Annotated in this window: 3 protein-coding genes; all 3 read right to left on the bottom strand. The window is 26.6% G+C overall.

What is annotated here, in order from left to right; genetic code table 11:
- Positions 1–120: 120 nt before the first annotated feature.
- The 3 genes from B5X62_RS15350 to B5X62_RS15340 all read right to left on the bottom strand — a co-directional run bounded on the left by B5X62_RS15350 (position 121) and on the right by B5X62_RS15340 (position 3,257).
- Positions 121–1,047, bottom strand: a complete 927-nt coding sequence (locus tag B5X62_RS15350) for a GIY-YIG nuclease family protein (protein ID WP_144038417.1) — start codon at positions 1,045–1,047, stop codon at positions 121–123.
- A 119-nt stretch (positions 1,048–1,166) separates the two neighbouring features.
- A complete protein-coding gene (locus B5X62_RS15345; protein WP_079668363.1) occupies positions 1,167–2,324 on the bottom strand; it encodes a leucine-rich repeat domain-containing protein in 1,158 nt (385 codons plus the stop codon).
- A gap of 366 nt (positions 2,325–2,690) precedes the next feature.
- Positions 2,691–3,257 (bottom strand): hypothetical protein, encoded by a 567-nt coding sequence (locus B5X62_RS15340; protein WP_079668362.1) that lies wholly within the window; start codon positions 3,255–3,257, stop codon positions 2,691–2,693.
- Between the last annotated feature and the right edge of the window lie 108 nt (positions 3,258–3,365).

The raw sequence follows: 3,365 nt of genomic DNA, 5'->3' as shown, positions 1-3,365 counted from the left end.
GGAGCCGATGCTTTTTCAGATTGTCTAAATTATGAAAAAAAACAATATGAAAAGCAGCGGCGGATAAATATTACAAATCTTTCTATTATACATTTCGCCCCGCATTTTGCCAATACAATGTTATCTGCAGGCAAATTTTTCCATTGTCTTTTTTAATATTTTTAAGTCAGAATAATCTAAATTAAACCACTCTCCACGTAATCTTTTATTTTCAAATTGTTTGTGTAACTTTTTTTCATAATTTTCTTTTACTATCCAAACTTCAAAAGTCAGGACATTTGGATCTTCTGCTTGTAAAGTCTTTTCTCTGAATGTTAATGTACTTTTGTTTTTTGTTTTTCCAATTTTGTAATATTTATTAAGTTGATTATACATTAAATACACAAAATGTTCTCCTTCTTTTAAGTTTCTGATTTTTGTCGTATTGATTGGTATGAAATTATGATTATCAACATTTTCTGGAGATGTAGAAATGACCGGTATAAAAACAACACCTTTACCATTATATTTTATCATCATATCACCTCTTCTTTTCATCATTTCTTCATCCAATAATACAACATCAAATCCATATTGTTCAAAAACTGTAACTTGAGAATACTGAAACGTATTAAAAACTGACTCGAAATCTAATTGATTATCTTTTTTAAATATATTTACTAAGTATGAAGAAAAAATAGAAACAATTTGATTTCTAAACTCTTGTAATGGTCTTAATTCAAGTAAATAACCAATAAGTTCATTGTTAATTTTAGAAATATAGAACATATGAAACAAAAAATTACTTTCGGATTCATCTATAATATAAATTCCATAAACTTCTTTGTGAATTCCATTTATTACAGAAAAAATGTTCCCATTTGATTTTGCTAATTCAAGAATTTCCTCTTTTCTAAATTGAAATAGGTGCTCTTCAAATTTATCTTGTATTTTCTTTGGTGCGGGTTTCATTTTTGCTTGCAGATAACGGAAAAAGTATTGGCGAAGTGCGGGCTTTCGAAGAACTAAAAGTTCAAGAATGACCAAACGGAGCCAATATTTTTTCAATGGAACTAAATTAAACAAAAATGTGGAATTGAAAAATATTGGCGGCTAAATATTTCAAATTTTTCAATTATACATTTAACCCCGTATTTTGCCAATACTATGTTAGCTGCAGTAAAATTTTAGTCAATTAGTTCTAAAACTTGTTCTGTTAATGAAACTAAATAGCCTTCAGCTTCAGAATTAGAAATATTTGATAAAGCTTTACTTGGTTCATTCATTGCTTGATATTCACCTAATGGACTTTTCTTAAATAAGCAAGGTGATACTATTACGGGCAAAATTTTGGTACCGTTTTTATTTGCATTTTCTAAAATCGGTGGAATTTCAGATCTATTTATAAATTCAGAAGCTAGAAAATCAGCAGAAATAAGAAGAATTGCAATCGCAGATTCAGATAACGCTTTTTTTATTTCATCTTGCCATTTATCTCCACCTCTCAATTTTGTATCATCCCAAACATCTATATCTCTTTTTAAGTGATTTTTTATAGCTTTTAAATGAACTTGAACACGTTCTAGCCAAACTTTATCTTTGTGAGAGTAACTTATAAAAATTCTATTCTTAATTGGTTTATCGAATTTTTGCAATATTATACTGTTTTCTGGTTTTTGTATCGTTTTTTCCACAATTAACTTTTCTATTTTACTTTCGTTTATTAAATTCAATAATACTTGTTTTGAATTGCCTTTAATTTGTGTTAGTTTTTCAAATGTTGAATCTATATTTTTATCAATATTTATTTTACCAAAACAATATAATGAATTCAATGTATTGATATTTTGTAATTTTTCAGAAGGAAAATTATTTAGGGACAAATTATTAATCCACAATTTACGCAAGTTTGTTAGTTTTTCAATATCATTATCAATTTCAATTATTGAATTGTTACTAATATCAAGTTCTCGAAGATTTGATAATGAAAATATTTCTTTAGGAATATTTTGTAGTTGATTGTTAGCAATATGCAAACTAATTAATTTTTTAAGTTGACCAAATTGTGTTGGTAAACTTTTTAATTTATTATTATTTAAATTCAGTATTCTGAGATTTGGCAAATCACAAACTTTTGCATAAACATTTGATAGTTGATTATAAGATATGTCTAATGTTCTTAAACTTTTGAGCTGAGTAATTTTTGGTGGAATATTTTTAATTTTATTATTACTAAGATTTATACTTCTTAAATTTTTATATTTAAAAATTTCAGTAGGGAAATCAGTTAGATTTTTATTTGATAAGTCAAGTTTTGAGATATTTAAATTATTTGGTATTAGCATTATAAATTTTTCATAAAAATAACTAAATTTGTTGAACCTTTAGGTGGAAAAGGGATTAAATGAAAATTTGGGGAACTGCATTAAGCGAAAAGCGCAGGTAAACAAATTTGCTTCGGCAACCACACTATTTCTAAACTATAGTTTAAACTACCGAGCCGGTTCGTCCACTCGGTTTTTTTATTGCAGCTAACGGAAAAAGTATTGGCGAAGTGCGGGCTTAATTTGAACGAATGTTCAAGTTCTGACCAAACGGAGCCGATGCTTTTTCAGATAAGCTAATTTAATGAAAAAGATTATATGAAAAGCAGCGGCGTGTAAATATTACAAATCTTTCTATTATACATTTAACCCCGCATTTTGCCAATACTATGTTATCTGCAGGTTTTTTCTCCAATTGTATAATAATAATCTTTTGCGATTGTCAATATCATTAATTTTAAATTCTGTTAAGTCATCAATTTTAAACATTGATAAACCTTGGTCGATTCCAAGAGAATCAATGCATTTTATGACAAAACTTTCTTCATCAACATTCATTATAAAACCAGAATAGTATTCACCATATACTTTTACACTACTTATTATTTCAGTTTTTTTATTTAATTGATTCAAAATCAAATTCTTCCAATTTTCATCTTCAACAAAAGCTATTTCAAATTTATTTTCGTTCGCAATTTTTTCAGAATTTTCTATAACGTAAGCAATAGACTTTGTATATTCATCATTGAAGTCAATATTTTTTATTTGTGATAATTGAATAAAAATTATTCCGTCTTTTACTCCATATTTTGTATAATGTTGAAACGTTACGATTTCATTTGAGTAATTCAAAATTTTCCCACACCAAAAAGTTTCATCATCACTATAAGACCAAATACTTAAATATTTATTCTCAGATTTTGAATCTTCTAAAATTCTTTCTATTATATTCATTTTATGGATAATGTTTTTGTCATGTCCTGAAATAGGTTGACTCTTTTTGGTTAATATTTAGGATTTGTTTCACGATTTAAAAATAAGAATTTTTGTTTCTAATGTCGG

This window comes from Soonwooa buanensis, from assembly GCF_900167905.1.
Lineage (GTDB): Bacteria > Bacteroidota > Bacteroidia > Flavobacteriales > Weeksellaceae > Soonwooa > Soonwooa buanensis.
Note: the sequence above shows the minus strand (reverse complement) of the source record. Positions and strands in the feature narration are given on the sequence as shown.

Bases quoted from the DNA above. Each gene is read 5' to 3' on its own strand.
- B5X62_RS15345 (WP_079668363.1), bottom strand. From the start codon at position 2,324: ATGCTAATACCAAATAATTTAAATATCTCAAAACTTGACTTATCAAAT.
- B5X62_RS15340 (WP_079668362.1), bottom strand. From the start codon at position 3,257: ATGAATATAATAGAAAGAATTTTAGAAGATTCAAAATCTGAGAATAAA.